Origin of the sequence: Achromobacter sp. JD-1 (assembly GCF_038594925.1) — a bacterium.
Lineage (GTDB): Bacteria > Pseudomonadota > Gammaproteobacteria > Burkholderiales > Burkholderiaceae_B > Achromobacter > Achromobacter spanius_C.
Map to the genome: position 1 here is coordinate 66096 of NZ_JBCGCS010000006.1, position 15873 is coordinate 81968.

Consider the following 15873-nt stretch of genomic DNA (forward strand, 5'->3'; position numbering starts at 1 on the left):
AGACGAGCGAGTCCGGCCGCCTCAACGTTGACGTCGCCATACTGAAGTCGCCACATAAGCGCCTTCACATTGATGTCCCCAATTAGCTTAGAATCGGAACAATTCTCAATAAAACTTCTTGCCCGCAAGCTCACGGCGGCAATCCCACAATAAGAGGTTCGCTCTGAAATCCGGTTTCCGCCTATCCATGGCCTGGTTGCACACCTGGGTCGGCCTGTGGTTTTCGTGGCTGCTGTACGCGGTTTTCCTGACCGGATCGCTGGCCCTCTTCGCCGAACCCATCACCCATTGGATGACGCCCGAGCACCACGCGGCCGAAGTGGCGGCGGTCGATGCCGCGGCGGCCGCGCAAGACCGCACACCCGTGGACCGCGCACGCCGTCTGGACCTGGCCGTGGACTACATGGCGCAGCATCACCGGGGCGCGGGCATGTGGGAGATCTGGCCCGTTAACCGGCACCATGACAACGGTTTGTCGGTCTACTGGTTCGACAAGAACGGCATGTACGCCGACGCCGAACTGGACCCCGCCACGGGCGCCGAACTGGACGACCATCATGACGAAGCAGGCCGCGCCACCCTGGGCGGCACACACTTCGTCAACTTCCACTACATGCTTCACGAAAGCCGCTTCGGCGTGTGGATCGTGGCGTTCGCCACCATGGCGATGTTGGTCGCGCTGATCTCGGGCGTGGTCACGCACAAGCGCATCTTCAAGGACTTCTTCACCTTCCGCGCCAAGAAAGGCCAGCGTTCGTGGCTGGACGCGCACAACGCCGTGGCGGTGCTGACGCTGCCCTTCCAGTTCATGATTGCCTACACCGGCATCGTGATTTCCAGCGCGCAACTGATGCCCGCCCCCGTCGTGGCGCAGTACGGGGCCGGCATGGAAGCCACCCGCCTTTACCTGGCCGAAATGCAGGGCGAAGAAAGGCCCGCGCGCACCGGCCAGGCGCTGGCCATGCCGCCGCTGGAACCGCTGGTGGCGCGCGCCGAATCCCTGATTGGCCAAAGCGCGCGCGCCATCGTCATCCAGAACCCCGAAGACAGTTCCATGCGCGTTGCGGTCTACGGCTGGAACGAAACCAGCGACGCCTTGCACAACATCAGCGCCACCACCGGCATGGCCGAGTTCTCGGCGGCCACGGGCGAACTGCTGCGCATGCGCCCGGCGGGCGGCGTCATCGGCGGCGCGCCGGCACTCACGCGCCAGGTCATGGGTGACCTGCACATGGCGCCGTTTGGCGGGCTGGCCGTGAAGTGGCTGTACTTCGTATGCGGCCTGGCCGGGGCCGCCATGATGGGCACGGGCGCCGTGCTGTTCATGGTGAAGCGGCGCGCCAAGCTGGGTAATGAATTCGGCGCCGCCACCGCGCGGATGTATCGCCTGATCGAAGGCCTGAATGTGGCCGCGCTTGCCGGTCTGGCGGTGGCCTGCATTGGCTACTTCTGGGCCAACCGCCTGCTGCCCGTCGCACTGGAAAACCGCGCCTTGTGGGAACTGCGCTGCTTTTTCGGGCTGTGGGCGTTGATGCTGGCGCATGCCTGGCTGTGTCGGCCCCGGCTTGCGTGGACGACCCAACTGGGCTTGCTGGCGGCGCTATGCCTGCTGCTGCCGGTGCTGTCATTCGCCACATTGGGCGACCACCCCGTGGCGCAGATGGCGCGCGGCGACTGGGAAAGCGCGGGCGTGGAACTGACCGCCCTGGCCGTTGGCGTACTATCCGCCTGGGCAGCCATCCGTTTGTGGAAAAGGCCTGAGCCCGCGCCCACCCGGCGCACCCCTCGCGCGACTCAAAAGGCTGCGGCATGAACCTGAACGACGTATTCGCCATTGCAGTGGCTTTGTTGCTGACCTATGCGGGCATGGCCTGCCTGAGCCTGGCCATGCCACGCCATTACGATCAGGTCTGGGGTCGCGATCCGTCAGCGGGCCACACGCGCGTGCTGCGCGGCGCGGGCGTGCTGTTGCTGGCGCTGGCCTTGCTGCCTTGTGTGGGCCTGTGGGGCAACACAGTGGGTGTGGTGGCGTGGCTGGGCTGGCTGTCGGCGGGCGCGCTGCTGTGGGTGGGCATGCTGTCTTGGGCGCCCCGCCCCGCCGCCCGCACCGCTGCGCTGGCCGTGGCCATTTCCTTGGCGGGTATTGGCATCGGCTTCTGACGCCAGGCGAAAGCCGCATTGCGATTTTCCCCTCCGTTTTTCCCTGTTTGACCCGCATCAAGCCAGGCTGACATCGTCTTCCATAGGCAGACATCAACACCATATGTAGTGATAGAGTTTTGACACCCCACTACATATGGTGTCCGACATGCTGCTTCCGCACGATCTCCCCCCTAACGTCCCAGCCCCTCCCGCTGCATTCGACCGCAACAAGCTGGTCGATGTGGAAAGCGCCATGGAGGAATACCTGGACCAACGCGATTGGCGCGTCAACGCCAATGCCAACCAGGGCTACAGCCTGGGCGGCCTGATCCTGAACGTGGCCGGCAAGGTCACGGCCAACTATTGGCTGTCGCACGTGTTCACGCCCGAAGCGGGTCAGGCGCACCGCGACGGCGACCTCCACATCCACGACCTGGACATGCTTAGCGGCTATTGCGCGGGATGGTCCTTGCGCCAACTGCTGACCGAAGGCTTCAACGGCGTGCCCAGCAAGGTGGAATCCACGCCGCCCAAACACATGTCGGCGGCCATCGGCCAGATCGTCAACTTTCTGGGCACACTGCAAAACGAATGGGCAGGCGCGCAAGCCTTCAGTTCGTTCGATACCTACATGGCCCCTTTCATCCGCCGCGACGCCATGACCTACGCGGACGTGAAGCAGGCCATGCAGGAACTGATTTTCAACCTGAACGTGCCTAGCCGCTGGGGCACGCAAACGCCCTTCACCAACCTGACCTTCGACTGGACCTGCCCCGCCGACCTGAAAGAACAGGTGCCCTACGTGGGCGGCGAGGAAATGCCGTTCACCTATGGCGAACTGCAAGCAGAAATGGACATGATCAACCGCGCCTACATCGAAGTGATGATGGCCGGCGACGCCCGGGGCCGCGTGTTCACCTTCCCGATTCCCACCTACAACATCACGCCGGACTTTGATTGGAGCCACCCCAACACCACGCGCCTGTTCGAGATGACGGCGCGCTACGGGCTGCCCTATTTCCAGAACTTCCTGAATTCGGATTTGGAACCGCACATGGTGCGGTCCATGTGCTGCCGCCTGCAACTGGACCTGCGCGAATTGCTCAAGCGCGGCAACGGCCTGTTCGGTTCGGCCGAGCAGACCGGATCCGTGGGCGTCGTCACCATCAACTGCGCGCGGCTGGGCCATACCTGCCGGGGCGATGAAGCCCGGCTGATGCAACGGCTGGACCACCTGCTGGAGCTTGGCCGTGACGTGCTGGAAACCAAGCGCTGCGTGGTGCAGCGCTACATCGACCAAGGCCTGTACCCCTACACCCGCCGCTACCTGGGCACCTTGCGCAACCACTTCAGCACGCTGGGCGTAAACGGCATCAACGAGATGATCCGCAACTTCACCAACGACGCCGACGACGTCACTACCCCGGCCGGCCACGCGCTGGCGGTGCGACTGTTGGACCACGTGCGCGAGCGCATGACCGAATTCCAGGAACAGACCGGGCACCTGTACAACCTGGAAGCCACACCCGCCGAGGGCACCACCTACCGCTTCGCGCGTGAAGACCGCAAGCGCTTTCCCGGCATCTTGCAGGCGGGTAGCTTTGCCCAGCCTTACTACACCAACTCCAGCCAATTGCCAGTGGGCCATACCGACGACCCCTTCCACGCGCTGCAATTGCAGGAAACGCTGCAAAGCAAGTACACGGGCGGCACCGTGCTGCACCTGTACATGAACGAGGCCATGTCATCGGCCCAGGCATGCAAGGAATTGGTGCGCCGCGCGCTGTCGAACTTCCGGCTGCCTTACATCACCGTCACGCCCACGTTTTCCATCTGCCCCCACCACGGGTATCTGGCTGGGCACCACGACGTCTGCCCCAAGTGCGAGGCCGAAGGCAACACCCCCGAACCGGTGCGCTGCGAGGTCTGGACCCGCGTCATGGGCTATCACCGTCCCGTGTCGTCCTTCAACACCGGCAAACAAGGCGAATTCCATGAACGCCGCTTCTTCGTCGAACAACACTGAACCGGTCGCGCGCAGGGCTGCGCATGCAGGGCCCCCGCAACCCGTGGCGACGGCCCTGCCCCGGCATGCGCCCGCCATCGGCGGACTGGTTCCGTTTTCCACGGTGGATTGGCCGGGGCAGTTGGCCGCCGTGGTCTTTATTGCCGGTTGCCCGTGGCGATGCCATTACTGCCACAACCCCGATCTGCAAACCCGCGCCGCCCGCTACGACTGGCGCGATACGCGCGCCTTCCTGCGAAGCCGCGCGGGTTTGCTGGACGCGGTGGTGTTTTCGGGTGGCGAACCGCTGTCCGAACCCCGCCTGCCATCGTTGATACGCGACGTGAAGCGCATGGGCTACCGCGTGGGCCTGCACACGGCCGGCATCTACCCCTTGCGCCTGGCCGATGTGTTGCGCCACCTGGATTGGGTGGGTCTGGACATCAAGGCCGATGCGCAAGGCTACGACGACATCACCGGCCGCCGCGATTCCCATCGCCCGGCCATGGCGTGTCTGACGCAGTTGCTGTCAGCCGGTACGGACTTTGAATGCCGCATCACCTGGCACCCCGATTGGCTGGCCGAGGAACGGCTGCTGGACTTGGCGCAAGCGCTGGCGCACCGGGGCGTGCGGCGCTTTGCCGTGCAGTCGGCGCGCGGTGCTTCCAACCTGCCCGCCGCGCGCATGCTGAGTCCGCAGGCGCAGGCGAGCATAGGGCAATGGTTCGAGGAGTTCGCTTATCGCTGAACCAGAAAAGCCGGAGGAAAAAAGCGGCAGAAAAAAGCGGCAGATACAACCGGCAGTCTCAGGTGCCTAACGCCGCGCCGCCAGCGCCGCTTCCAACGTGGCCCGAAAACGCGGCGACCCAATCGCGCCCACATTGCACCGCGACCACGGCGACACCGCCGTGGGATCCACGCTGAACACGCGGCCCGGCGCCATGATGACTTTCTCGGGCATCAGATCCGTCGCCAGCGTCAACGAATCCGCCACGCCGGGAAACGATGACCAGAGATACAAGGAACTGGTCGGCCGCGAATACACCTCGGCGCCCAGCGCATCCAACACCTGCAAAGCATGGCCCGTGGCGGCCTCCAGCCGTTGGCGCAAGCGCGCCAGATGGCGCTCGTAGTGCCCTTCGCGCAGCATCACGTCCACCATGCGCTCGCAGTATTCCGAACTGCTGACGTGCACCAGCGCCTTCAGGTCGGCCAGGTCGCTGGCCAGCGCCGAGTTACAGGCGATGAAGCCCACGCGCAACGCCGCCGAGAACGACTTTGAAAAGCTGCCGATGTAGATGGTGCGTTCCAACTGGTCCAGCGCCGACAGCCGCACCGCCGACGTGGGCTTGAAGTCCGCCAGCGCATCGTTCTCCACGATCATCAGGTTGTAGCGCTCGGACAACTGCAGCACCTTATAGGCCTTGGCCAGCGAGATGTCCGACCCGGTCGGGTTGTGCGCCAACGACTGCGTAAAAAACAAGCGCGGCTTCTCGCGCTGCAACAAGGCTTCCAGCGCCGCCACGTCGGGCCCGTCCGACAGGCGCGGCACGCCCAGCATGCGCACGCCCGCCAGCTTCAGCTTGCCGAATAGCGGGTAGTAGCCCGGGTCGTCCACCAACACGGTGGCGCCCGGCGGCACAAAGTAGCGGATCACCAGGTCCATCGCCTCGTTCGCGCCATGCGTCAGCACCAACTGCGACGGCGCCACATTGACGCCCACGTCGCCCAGCTTGCGCACCAGGCTTTCGCGCAGCGGCGCGTAGCCAAAGCGGCTGCCGTAGCGAAACAGCGCACCCAAGCCGGTACGCACCACCTTTTGGTGATAGCGGTCCATGCGCATGTCGGCCAGCCATTCCACGGGCGGAAAGCCATCGCCGGCCTGGACGGCGTCGGGCTGCGTCTTGAGCTGTTCACGCATCAGCCAGACGATGTCCATGGCGCGGCTCAATTGGCCGGGTTCCTCGTCGGCCGCCTTGCGCGCGAAATCGCCGTCCAGCACGAAGAAGCCCGAGCCACGGCGCGGTTCGACCAGCCCCTGGGCCACCAGCATTTCAAACGCCACCACCACGGTGTTCTTGGCGTAGCGGTGCAACTGCGACAGTTCGCGCAGCGACGGCAGTTTGTCGCCCGGTCGGTAGACGCCATCGGCAATCTGCTGGCCGATCAGCTTGGCCAGGCTTTCCGCAATGGGCGCGCCGCGCGGCCGCTTACCGGTGTTGCTGGGGTCATTCATGCTGTGTTTTTCGCCCTGGGCGTCCGTCAAAATTGGTGCAGTGCGATGGTACTGTTTGGCAAAACTGTACCTCTCAATAGCGGTACAGTTTACCTAGAATCAGGCCACTCAATAACGATACGGAGACCTGCCATCGTGGCCGATTCACGCCTACCCAACTTCCGCGCGCTGACCCCCGCACAACGCCTGGCCGCCATTGCCCAGGCCGCCGCGCTGACCCCCGATGAACAACAGTTGCTGGCCCAGCCCGGCGCGCTGGGACTGGACCGTGCCGACGGCATGATCGAAAACGTCATCGGCGCATTCGAACTGCCGCTGGGCGTGGCGGGCAACTTCCAGGTCAATGGCCGCGACGTGCTGGTGCCCATGGCCGTGGAAGAACCGTCGGTGGTGGCGGCGGCGTCCTACATGGCCAAGCTGGCGCGCGAATGCGGCGGCTTTGAAACGTCCAGCACGCGCCCCTTGATGCGCGCGCAGGTGCAGGTGCTGGGCCTGACCGACCCGCACGGCGCGCGGCTGGCGCTGCTACGCGAACGTGAACGCATCCTGACGCTGGCCAACAGCCGCGACAAGGTGCTGATCGAGCTGGGCGGCGGCTGCCAGGACATCGACGTGCATGTGTTCGCCGACACGCCGCGCGGCCCGATGATCGTGCTGCACCTGATCGTGGACGTGCGCGACGCCATGGGCGCCAACACCGTCAACACCATGGCCGAAGCCGTAGCGCCGCTGGTGGAAGAAATCACGGGCGGCTCGGTGCGCCTGCGCATCCTGTCCAACCTGGCCGACCTGCGCCTGGCGCGCGCCCGCGTGCGGTTGACCCCGCAAGTGCTGGACACCAAGGATCGCAGCGGCGCCGACATCATCGAAGGCGTGCTGGACGCCTACACCTTCGCCGCCGTCGACCCGTACCGCGCCGCCACGCACAACAAGGGCATCATGAACGGCATCGACCCCGTCATCGTGGCCACCGGCAACGATTGGCGCGCGGTGGAAGCCGGCGCGCACGCCTACGCCGCGCGCTCGGGCCGCTACACGTCACTGACCACCTGGGAAAAAGACAACTCGGGGGCCTTGGTCGGCACCATCGAAATGCCCATGCCCGTGGGCCTGGTGGGCGGCGCCACCAAGACGCATCCGCTGGCGCGGCTGGCGCTGAAGATCATGGACGTGCGCTCGGCCCAAGAGCTGGGCGAAGTGGCGGTGGCCGTGGGCTTGGCGCAGAATCTGGGCGCGCTGCGCGCCCTGGCCACCGAAGGCATCCAACGCGGCCACATGGCCCTGCACGCGCGCAACATCGCGCTGGTGGCAGGCGCCGTGGGCGCCGAGATCGATACGGTCGCCAAGCGCATGGCCGAAGAAAAAGACGTACGCACAGACCGCGCGCTGGCCTTGCTGGAGGAACTGCGCGCCAAGAAATAAGCCCTGGCCCCCGGCTACATAAGAACAGAGGCGATGCGACCAAGGCACGGCCGCACCGCCCCACCACAACGGAGAGAGACATGGAACCAAAATCCCCAGCGCCGTCCTGGCGCCTGGCAGAAGTGTGGAACGACACGGTGGACCTGCGCCAACTGGCGTGGGCCATTGGCATTGGCATCGCCATCAGCGTCACCGGCTTCTACGCCGCCAGCCGCTGGCTGCGTGGCGTGGTGGCGTCGCCGGAACTGGCGCACGCCTACGCCATGCTGGCCGGCCTGGCCGGCTGCGTGATCGCGGGCGTGATCTGCGCGCGCCTGTTCCCGCCCAAACGCGAAGTGGTCGAATACGCCTCCACGCATGACCCCGCCTGGCGCGCCGAAGTGCTGGCCGAACTGGCCGAGCAGCCGGGCGGCCTGGGTTCGCTGGCCGACCTGCCCGAACCCGTGGTGCGCGAGCTGAAGGAACTTGGCCTGTACGAACTGTTCGCCGAGGCCAAGCCGCAGTCCGTCACGCCGCCGTCCACCGACCTGCCGCAAGGCGCATCCAAGGAGGCGCTGGCATGAGCGACCCCATCCTGCTTGAACAAATCATGGTGGCCGCCGCCATGGGCCTGCTGGGCGCGGTGGTGTTCGCCGCCATCGGCCTGGTGTCCGGCACCGACGAAACCACCACGCTTGCGCCGCTGACCTTGCTGGTGGTGCTGCTGGGCGTGCCGCCCGCCGGCGTCTTCACCTTCTTTCTGGCCGGCGCCGTGGCCAAGCACATGACGCACGCGGTGCCCACAGCGCTATTGGGCATTCCAGGCGACACCATGGCCACGCCGCTGCTGCAAGACGCGAACATGCTGCGCAAGCTGGGCGTGCCGCACATTGCGTTGCGCAAGATGGTGTCGGGCGCCATCGTGGCCGCCTTCGTGGCGGTGCCGCTGGCCGTGCTGTTCGCCGTGCTACTGGCGCCGTTTGGCGCGGCCATCACCAAATCCGCGCCCTGGATCTTCCTGGCGGCGGCGGTCCTTATCGCGTACTTCTCGGCCGGACGCTGGTCGGCGGTGGCGCTGCTGGTGCCCTTCGTGGTGGTGATCATTGCCCTGCAAAGCCTGACCGCCAAGTACGGCGTCAAGCTCAGCATCAGCTATTTCCTGGGCATCGCCATCGGACCCTTGATCGCGGATTTGTTCACCGTGGTGTCGCCCATGGGGCGCAAGAGCATGATGCGCGACAAGGTCCGCACGTTCTCGCTGGCGCCCGACGTCAAGGGCTGGTCGGGTTATTTTCCCAACCCGCTCAAGGTCATGGACCGCGTGCAGACACGTTGGACCCTGGCCACCGCCGCCGTCTCCAGCGCCACCTTCGTGTTCAGCCCCGTCGCCATGACCGTGGTGCTGGGCGAGCTGGTGGGGTCGCGCATCAAGCATGCCTACCATCGGCTGACGACCGTGCTGTCGGCGCGCAACGGCGTCACCGAAGCCACCTACATTGCCGAGGCGCTGATTCCGCTGATCGCCTTCGGCCTGCCGCTCAGCCCCGTGGCCGCCGGCCCCGCCGCGCCGCTGTTCAACGCGCCGCCGCGCTTCACGGTGGACGCCGCCACCGGCCAGACGCACAACCTGCACAACCTGCTGAGCCATTGGGAATTTCTGGGCTACGGCATGCTGGCCGTGCTGCTGGCGGCACTGGTGTCTTACCCCTTCGCCATGAACTTCGCGCGCCGCGCCGCGCTGTTCGTGTCGCGCCGCGTCAGCCACGAAGCCATCATCGCCACCTTCGTGGGCCTGATCATCGTCATCAGCATCTGGGAAGGCCAATTCCTGGGCCTGCTGGTCATCCTGACGATGGGCCTGTTCGGTGGCCTGCTCTCGCGCCGCTTCGGCTTCAACACGGGCGTGCAGTTCATGGGCTACTACACGGCCGTGCTGTCGGTGCCGGCTATTGTGAAGCTGATGGCGTAAGCGCTTGACACACTAGACCAGCACCAACACCGGCGGGGCCATGCGCCCCGCCGACTCAATCCCCGCCGCTTGATCCCGCGCAAGGCAACCCGCCATGCCTTGCTCTAGCCTCTGTCCACTTGACCAGAGGAAAGGCATCAACATGACGTGGTTCACATCCCTCAAACTTGCCGGCCGCGAGCTGTTGCCCATTGTGCAGGGCGGCATGGGCGTCGGCGTGTCGGCGCATCGCTTGGCGGGCGCGGTGGCCAGCCAGAATGCGGTGGGCACCATCGCCAGCATTGATTTGCGCCACCACCATCCCGACCTGCTTGAAAGAACCGAAAAGTGCAATGACCGCGACCTGATCGACAGCGTCAACCTGCTTGCGCTGGACCGTGAAGTGCGCGCCGCGCTGGACACGGCGCAAGGCCGGGGCTTGGTCGCGGTGAACGTCATGAAAGCCGTGCGCGGCCACCCCGCGCTGGTGCGGCAGGCCTGCGAAAGCGGCGCGCAGGCCATTGTGATGGGCGCGGGGCTGCCGATGGACCTGCCCGAGATGACGGCGGATTTCCCCAAGGTGGCGTTGGTGCCGATCTTGTCCGAAGCGCGCGGCGTGGCCGTTGTGTTGAAGAAATGGATGAAGAAGGGCCGGCTGGCCGACGCCGTGGTGATCGAACATCCCGGCTATGCGGGCGGCCATCTGGGCGCTGCGCGCATCACCGACATTCACGACGAGCGCTTTGATTTCCAGCGCGTGCTGGCCGACTGCCATGCGCTGTTCGATGAACTGCAATTGGGCCGCGACGCGCCGCAACTGATCGTGGCGGGCGGCGTGGGCAGCCATGACCAAGTGCGCCATTGGCTAGCCCACGGCGCCGATGGCGTACAGGTGGGCACCGCGTTCGCCGTCACCCAGGAAGGCGACGCCCATGAAAACTTCAAGCGCGTGCTGATGGATGCCGACCCGGCCGAACTGGCTGAATTCACCAGCGTGGCCGGACTGCCCGCGCGCGCGGTCGCCACCCCTTGGCTGACGCGCTATCTGCGCCAGGAATCCACCTTGCAAGCCGGCACGCGTTGCGATCCACGCCGTTGCAGCCAGCGCATGGACTGCCTGACGCAATGCGGGCTGCGCGATGGCTTGTCGCGCTTTGGGCAGTTTTGTATTGATTTAAAGCTGGCTGCCGCGCTGCGCGGAGAAGTCAGCCGTGGGTTGTTCTTCCGAGGCGCGTCCAAGCTGCCGTTCGGCAGCGCCATGCGGTCGGTGCGCGAACTGATGGACTATCTGCTGCATGGGCAGATGCCGGCAGCGGCGTAAGCCGCCTACCGCGCCGCCGACAGATCAAACTGAAACACCGCCCCCGGTTCCGGCCGTTCCACCAGCCGGATCTCGCTTTGATGCAGTTGCAGAATGCGCTGCACGATCACCAGACCCAGGCCGCCGCCATCACGCGGCCCCCGGTTCAACGCCGAGGCGCGCGTGAACAAACCGCTGCGCAATTCCAGCGGAATACCCTTGCCCGTGTCGCTGACCTGCACCTGCACACGGTTCTGCGCCACGCCCAACTGCAAGGCAATCCGGCTGCCCGGTGGGCTATGGCGAATGGCGTTGTCCAGCAGGTTCGTCAGCACCCGCTCGATCAGGCCCAGGTCGGCGCGCACCAAGGGCAAGGCCTGGGGAATGTCGGTCGTCAGTTCCTGCTGGCGCGCTTCGGCGGCAAGTTCAAACTTCTGCATCACGTCCTGCACCAGTTCCGGCAGGGAAAACGTTTCCGGTTCCAGCCGCACCAAGCCAGACTCAAGCCGCGCCAGTTCGAAGAGCTCTTGCGCCAGCCGCCCCACCTTGCGGCTTTGCGCCAGGGCTATGTCCAGATAGCGGCGGCGCTCGCTGACGTCCAGCGTCTCATCTTTCAAACGCAGCGTTTCCAGGTAGCCATGCAAGGACGTCAGCGGCGTGCGCAGGTCGTGCGAAATATTGGCGACGAGGTCGCGGCGTTGCTGGTCTTGCCGCGTCAGCTCGCGCCATTGGTCAGAGATGCGCCCGCCCATCTGCACGAAGCTGCGGCGCAGTACCGAGATTTCATTCAGGCTCTTGTCCGTTGCGTCGCCGGGCCGGGCCAACGCAGCCAGCGCTTTGCCATCGTCGCCTTCAAACGCGCTGACCGCCCGCGTCAAGGCGCGCAGTGGCCGCGTGATGAGCGCAAACGCCGTCAAGCCCGCCACCAAGCCCAGCAAGGCCACCAGGGCAATCGACCACAGCGTGGTGCGCAACACCGAACTGCGCGACACCGACATCGCCAATGCATCGTGCGCCTGGCCTTGCAACACCACGTAGACGTAGCCTGCGTCCGACGCCCCCACACGCACGGGCGCGGCGCTGAACACCTTCTGGGCATCCTCGCTGCGCGGATCGTCGCCCACAATGGGCAGCGTGTCGCCCGCCAACAGGCGCTTGACCGGGTTCAGATCCACCTGACGCCGCTTGATCTGCCCGGCCGGCGCGGCGTCAGCCACGATGCGGCCGTCGTTGTTCAGCAGATAGACCTCAACGGCGGGGTTCACCGCCATCAACATGTCGAACAGCGAGCGCACGGCGTCGGGCTTCCAGCCATTGGCGTCCATCAGTTCGGTGCTGCCGGCAATATGCTGCGCAAGGCCACTGGACAAGCGCTGCACCACTTCCTGCTCGTAACGCGAATTGGCGGCAATCTGCAACCAGGCCGACGCGCCGCAGCAGGCCAGCAACAGCAGCGCAAACACGGCGGACAAACGCTGGGTCAAGGTGAATCGTTTCATGGTGCGGCTCCGGCAGCGCCCGGGCCAGCGGCGAATTTATAGCCCCTGCCCCATACGGTCAGGATGCGGCGGGGGTCGGACGGGTCGGCCTCGATCTTCGTGCGCAGCCGGTTGATATGCGTGTTGACCGTGTGTTCATAGCCTTCGTGCTGATAGCCCCAAACGTGGTTCAGCAGGTCCATCCGAGAAAACACCTTGTCGGGATGGCGGGCAAAGAAATGCAGCAGATCGAACTCGCGCGGCGTCAGGTCCAGCCGGCGATCATCCACATCCACCGTGCGCGCAATGGGGTCAATGGACACGCCATGCACGGCCAGGCTGCCGGCATCGATGCGCGCATTGCGCTCAATAGCGTTACTACGGCGCAGCAGCGCCCGCACCCGCGCCACCAGTTCCAGCATGGAAAACGGCTTGGCCAGATAGTCGTCGGCACCCAGTTCCAGGCCCAGAATGCGGTGCACCTCGCTGGACCGCGCGCTGGTGATGATGATGGGGGTGTAGCGCGCCATGGCCCGCGCGCGCTTGCAGATTTCCAGGCCGTCGATGCCGGGCAGCATAAGGTCCAGCACCAGCGCGTCCCAACTGCCCTCTTCCAGCCGGCGCATGCCCTCGTTGCCGTCGGCCGCGTGTTCCACCTCATAGCCTTCGTCGCGCAGATGCAGGCGCAGCAATTCGGCAATGTGGGCGTCGTCTTCAACAATCAAAACGCGGCGGGGCGTGTCCATGGGGGGCTCGGGCAAAGGGAACACCGCCATTGTCGCCAATCCGCGGGCGGTGAGTTATCACAATTTTTTTAAGTTTGCGTGAGGACTTCGATATCGGCCCCGGGAAAGAATGGCTCCAACGACAGCACCCCGCCCCGGAGACCCGCCATGATGGCAAGCCCCGCCAGTCACATTCCCCCCGCCGCCGCCCGGCCCCCCGGCGTCATCCACCCCGGCTGGCTGCGCGTGGTGCACTGGCTGAACGCGCTGGCGGTGGTGATCATGGTGATGAGCGGCTGGCGCATCTATAACGCCGCCCCGTTCTTTGATTTCACCTTTCCCAACGGCATCACGCTGGGCGGCTGGCTGGGCGGCGCCTTGCAATGGCATTTTGCCGCCATGTGGCTGCTGTTTGCCAACGGCCTGCTGTATCTGGCCCTGAACCTGGCCACCGGCCGGCTCTGGCGCAAATTCTTCCCTTTAAGCCCGCGCGGCGTGGCCGCCGACCTGGGCGCCGCCCTGCGCGGCAAGCTGTCCCACGGTGACCTGCGTCACTACAACCAGGTGCAGAAGCTGGCCTACCTGTTCGTCATTGTCGACATTGTGGTGCTGGTGCTGTCCGGCCTGGTGCTGTGGAAGTCCGTGCAGTTTGACCTGCTGCGCGAGCTGATGGGCGGCTATGAATCCGCACGCCGCGTCCACTTCTTCGCCATGGCGCTGCTGGTGGCCTTCGTGGCCGTACACCTGGTGATGGTGGCGCTGGTGCCCCGTAGCCTCATCGCCATGATCCGCGGCAAATAAGGAGCCCACCGTGAGCCAGAAAAAACGTTTGTCGCTGCTGGGCCTGGACGGCGCGGCCATTCTGAAAGAAGCCAAGAACCTGATCAGCAAGCGCGTCGAGCAACCTTCCCGCCGCGCCTTCCTGCGCAACAGCCTGACGCTGGGCGGCGTAGCGATGCTGTCGGGGTGTTCCTTGTCCGACGATGAGAACGTGGAAAAGGCGCTGACATCCGTATCGCGCTTCAATGACCGCGTGCAGGGCTGGCTGTTCGACCCCAACAAGCTGGCGCCCACCTACCCGGAATCCATGATCACCCGGCCGTTTCCCTTCAATGCCTATTACGGCATCGACGAAGTGCGCCACGTGGACGAGGAAACGTTCCGGCTGGAAGTCACCGGCATGGTGGCCGACAAGCGCCAATGGCGGCTGGAAGAGCTGCGCGCCATGGCGCAGGTGGACCAAGTTACCCGCCACATCTGCGTGGAAGGCTGGAGCGCCATCGGCAAATGGGGCGGCGTGCCGTTTTCCACCTTTCTCAAGCGCGTTGGCGCGGACTTGACGGCCAAGTACGTGGGCTTCAAGTGTTCCGACGACTACTACACCAGCATCGACATGCCCACTGCGCTGCACCCGCAGACGATCTTGGCGCTGACCTATGACGGCAAGACCTTGCCCCCCGAGTACGGCTTCCCCATGAAGCTGCGCATGCCTACCAAGCTTGGCTACAAGAACCCCAAGCACATACAGGCAATTTTTGTCACCAACACCTACCCAGGCGGTTACTGGGAGGACCAGGGCTACAACTGGTTCGGCGGAAGCTAGGTGCACCCCTGTCTTACTCAATCCATCAAAGGAACGCATCATGAAGACACTCACCACCGCTGCTTTTTCCCTGTGCCTGGCCTTTGGCGCCGTGGCCGCGCATGCCGCCGACACCATGGGCAAGGACAGCATGAGCAAAGACGGCATGAGCAAGAGCTCGATGTCCAAGGACGGTATGTCGAAAGACGGGATGGCCAAGGACGGCATGTCGAAAAGCGGCATGGCCAAAGATGGCATGAGCAAGGACGGCATGGCGAAGGATTCGATGTCCAAGGACTCGATGTCCAAGGATTCCATGTCGAAGGACGGCATGAAGAAGTAAGGAACAGGCACCGGGGCGTGCGCGGGCCGGCTGTCGCCACCCGCCCCGCCGCCCGCCGCCTTGCTCGCGCCCCTTTTTTTGCGCCCCCGCCTTTTCGCGCCCGCTTTGCTGTGTCTTGAAGGAGCCACGCCATGACTTTGAACCGTAGACATTTCCTGACCCTGGGCGGCGGCGCCGCGCTGGCGGCCGGCCTGGCCCCCTGGCTGACTCCCCGCAGCGCCTCGGCCGCCAAAGCCGCCGCAAGCTATCCCTACACCTTGACCGACGAGCAATGGCGCGCCCGGCTCACGCCCGCCCAATACCAGGTGCTGCGCCGCGACGGCACCGAACGGCCCTACTCCAGCCCCTTGAACGACGAACACCGCAACGGCACGTTCTCATGCGCCGGCTGCGAGCAGCACCTGTTTTCGTCCAACACCAAGTTCGACAGCCACACCGGCTGGCCCAGCTTCTGGCAGCCCCTGCCCAACGCCGTCGGCGAAACCCGCGACACCGGCTTCGGCATGGTCCGCACCGCCGTGCATTGCGCGAATTGCGGCGGACACCTGGGCCATGTCTTCGATGACGGCCCCCGCCCCACCGGCCTGCGTTACTGCATGAACGGCGTCGCCATGACGTTTACGGCACAGGGCTGACCGCCCGGGGCTGACCTGCCCGGGGCTGACCTGCCCGGGGCTCACCTGCCCGGGGCTGACCTGCCCGACTGAACATCC

At 65.2% G+C, this 15873-nt stretch carries 15 protein-coding genes; 12 read left to right on the plus strand and 3 right to left on the minus strand.

The genetic code is table 11. The annotated features are described in order from the left end of the window. The first annotated feature begins 187 nt into the window (after positions 1-187). From WBR68_RS11455 to WBR68_RS11470, 4 genes are all read left to right on the plus strand, one after another. Positions 188-1813: a PepSY-associated TM helix domain-containing protein gene (locus WBR68_RS11455; RefSeq protein WP_230694279.1), complete on the plus strand. Its 1626-nt coding sequence runs from the start codon at positions 188-190 to the stop codon at positions 1811-1813. Next, positions 1810-2160, plus strand: coding sequence for a DUF3325 domain-containing protein (locus tag WBR68_RS11460; RefSeq protein ID WP_050450266.1), 351 nt, complete (start codon positions 1810-1812; stop codon positions 2158-2160). The genes WBR68_RS11455 and WBR68_RS11460 overlap by 4 nt, the downstream gene beginning before the upstream one ends. Before the next feature lie 148 nt (positions 2161-2308). Then, on the plus strand, positions 2309-4168 hold the full coding sequence (locus WBR68_RS11465; protein ID WP_230694281.1) for a ribonucleoside triphosphate reductase: 1860 nt from the start codon (positions 2309-2311) through the stop codon (positions 4166-4168). Next, positions 4137-4895, plus strand: a complete 759-nt coding sequence (locus tag WBR68_RS11470) for an anaerobic ribonucleoside-triphosphate reductase activating protein (RefSeq protein ID WP_230694282.1) — start codon at positions 4137-4139, stop codon at positions 4893-4895. The genes WBR68_RS11465 and WBR68_RS11470 overlap by 32 nt, the downstream gene beginning before the upstream one ends. 66 nt (positions 4896-4961) lie before the next feature. Here WBR68_RS11470 and WBR68_RS11475 read toward each other — a convergent pair whose 3' ends face one another. Continuing rightward, positions 4962-6383, minus strand: a complete 1422-nt coding sequence (locus WBR68_RS11475) for an aminotransferase-like domain-containing protein (protein ID WP_230694283.1) — start codon at positions 6381-6383, stop codon at positions 4962-4964. Between the two features lie 132 nt (positions 6384-6515). On the opposite strand from WBR68_RS11475, the gene WBR68_RS11480 reads away from it, so the two are divergent. The 4 genes from WBR68_RS11480 to WBR68_RS11495 all read left to right on the plus strand — a co-directional run bounded on the left by WBR68_RS11480 (position 6516) and on the right by WBR68_RS11495 (position 11053). Beyond that, on the plus strand, positions 6516-7805 hold the full coding sequence (locus tag WBR68_RS11480) for a hydroxymethylglutaryl-CoA reductase, degradative (RefSeq protein WP_230694403.1): 1290 nt from the start codon (positions 6516-6518) through the stop codon (positions 7803-7805). Positions 7806-7885: 80 nt separating this feature from the next. Next, positions 7886-8368 carry a hypothetical protein gene (locus WBR68_RS11485; RefSeq protein WP_230694284.1) on the plus strand — a complete coding sequence of 161 codons (483 nt, stop codon included), beginning with the start codon at positions 7886-7888 and terminating at the stop codon, positions 8366-8368. Continuing rightward, positions 8365-9753: a tripartite tricarboxylate transporter permease gene (locus tag WBR68_RS11490; RefSeq protein ID WP_127184442.1), complete on the plus strand. Its 1389-nt coding sequence runs from the start codon at positions 8365-8367 to the stop codon at positions 9751-9753. The genes WBR68_RS11485 and WBR68_RS11490 overlap by 4 nt, the downstream gene beginning before the upstream one ends. 142 nt (positions 9754-9895) lie before the next feature. Continuing rightward, positions 9896-11053, plus strand: a complete 1158-nt coding sequence (locus WBR68_RS11495; RefSeq protein ID WP_050450262.1) for an NAD(P)H-dependent flavin oxidoreductase — start codon at positions 9896-9898, stop codon at positions 11051-11053. 5 nt (positions 11054-11058) lie between these two features. Here WBR68_RS11495 and WBR68_RS11500 read toward each other — a convergent pair whose 3' ends face one another. Both WBR68_RS11500 and WBR68_RS11505 read right to left on the minus strand, forming a co-directional pair. Continuing rightward, positions 11059-12531, minus strand: a complete 1473-nt coding sequence (locus WBR68_RS11500; RefSeq protein WP_230694285.1) for a sensor histidine kinase — start codon at positions 12529-12531, stop codon at positions 11059-11061. Further along, positions 12528-13256 (minus strand): response regulator transcription factor, encoded by a 729-nt coding sequence (locus WBR68_RS11505; RefSeq protein WP_050450260.1) that lies wholly within the window; start codon positions 13254-13256, stop codon positions 12528-12530. The genes WBR68_RS11500 and WBR68_RS11505 overlap by 4 nt, the downstream gene beginning before the upstream one ends. 147 nt (positions 13257-13403) lie before the next feature. On the opposite strand from WBR68_RS11505, the gene WBR68_RS11510 reads away from it, so the two are divergent. The 4 genes from WBR68_RS11510 (at position 13404) to msrB (ending at position 15795) form a co-directional block, all read left to right on the plus strand. Beyond that, entirely contained in the window at positions 13404-14036 is a 633-nt protein-coding gene (locus WBR68_RS11510) for a cytochrome b/b6 domain-containing protein (protein ID WP_230694286.1), read from the plus strand. Between the two features lie 10 nt (positions 14037-14046). Further along, the gene (locus WBR68_RS11515; protein ID WP_230694287.1) at positions 14047-14838 is read left to right on the plus strand and encodes a molybdopterin-dependent oxidoreductase; all 792 of its coding nucleotides are present in this window, start codon (positions 14047-14049) and stop codon (positions 14836-14838) included. A gap of 40 nt (positions 14839-14878) precedes the next feature. Then, positions 14879-15160 (plus strand): pentapeptide MXKDX repeat protein, encoded by a 282-nt coding sequence (locus WBR68_RS11520; RefSeq protein ID WP_230694288.1) that lies wholly within the window; start codon positions 14879-14881, stop codon positions 15158-15160. Positions 15161-15291: 131 nt separating this feature from the next. Continuing rightward, a complete protein-coding gene (gene msrB / locus WBR68_RS11525; RefSeq protein WP_050450256.1) occupies positions 15292-15795 on the plus strand; it encodes a peptide-methionine (R)-S-oxide reductase MsrB in 504 nt (167 codons plus the stop codon). Positions 15796-15873 lie beyond the last annotated feature (78 nt).